Below are 1,056 nucleotides of genomic sequence, written 5' to 3'. Positions count from 1 at the left end.
TAGAGCGGTTTCCACACGATCTGACTCGTCAGGGATTCCCTTCGCGGCGCCGTTGTGATTCAGCCTTCCTGCTGGTGGCAGGAGGCCAGCATGGATGGCACGAACGCTATCACAGGATCTTCGGGACCGAGTTGTCGCAGCGATTGATGGTGGGCTGAGTTGCCATGCGGCAGCGGCCCGCTTCGGGGTCAGCGTGTCGAGCGCGATCCGCTGGCGACGGCTTGCGTTGGAGCATGGCCGGGCCGTTGCCAAGCCGCGCGGCGGTGACCGGCATTCAGGTAAGATCGAAGCGCACGGCGGCTTCATTCGGGAACTGATCGCAGAGCAGGGCGACATGACCTTGGTCGAGGTTCAGGCGCGGCTGATCGAGCGTGGGGCCCTGGTCGGTATCGGCACGGTGCATCGCTTCTTCGTGCGTCACGGGATCACGCGCAAAAAAAGACCGGTCACGCGATCGAGCAGGACCGTCCCGACGTCCTGAGGCAACGGCAGCATTGGTTCGACGGCCAGATCGACCTCGAACCCGAACGCCTCGTCTTCATCGACGAGACGTGGACCGCCACCAACATGACCCGCAGCCATGGCCGCTGCCGGAAGGGCGAGCGGCTGCGGATGGGCTTCCCGCACGGCCACCGCAAGACCACCACGCTGGTCGCGGGCCTGCGCATGGATGGCATGGTCGCGCCGATGGTGCTGGACGGGCCGATCAACGGCGACTGGTTCGAAGCCTATGTCGCCCAGGTGCTGGTGCCCGAACTGCGTCCCGGCGACGTGGTCATCATGGACAACCTCTCGAGCCACAAACGGGCCGCCGTGAAGGAAAGGATCGAAGCTGCCGGCGCGACCCTGCGCTTCCTCCCGCCATACAGCCCGGACTTCAATCCAATCGAAAAGGCCTTCTCCCGGCTCAAGGCCATGCTCCGCAAGGCAGGAGAGCGCACCGTCAGCGGCCTGTGGGACCTGATCGGCAGGCTCGTCGATATCTTCAAGCCCGACGAATGTGCAAACTACTTCAAATCATGCGGCTATGAACCGGAATGAATGGAAACCGCTCTA

Annotated in this window: 1 protein-coding gene; it reads left to right on the top strand. The window is 63.6% G+C overall.

The features are described from left to right. The first annotated feature begins 94 nt into the window (after positions 1 to 94). A protein-coding gene (locus tag LQ220_RS24785) for an IS630 family transposase (RefSeq protein WP_156106025.1) occupies positions 95 to 1,041 on the top strand; the annotation gives its coding sequence in 2 pieces (ribosomal slippage) (positions 95 to 431 and positions 431 to 1,041; 948 coding nt in all). The last annotated feature ends 15 nt before the right edge of the window (positions 1,042 to 1,056 follow it).

The organism is Sphingobium sp. CECT 9361 (assembly GCF_918741285.1).
Lineage (GTDB): Bacteria > Pseudomonadota > Alphaproteobacteria > Sphingomonadales > Sphingomonadaceae > Sphingobium.
This window is presented reverse-complemented; position numbering and strand designations above follow the sequence as displayed.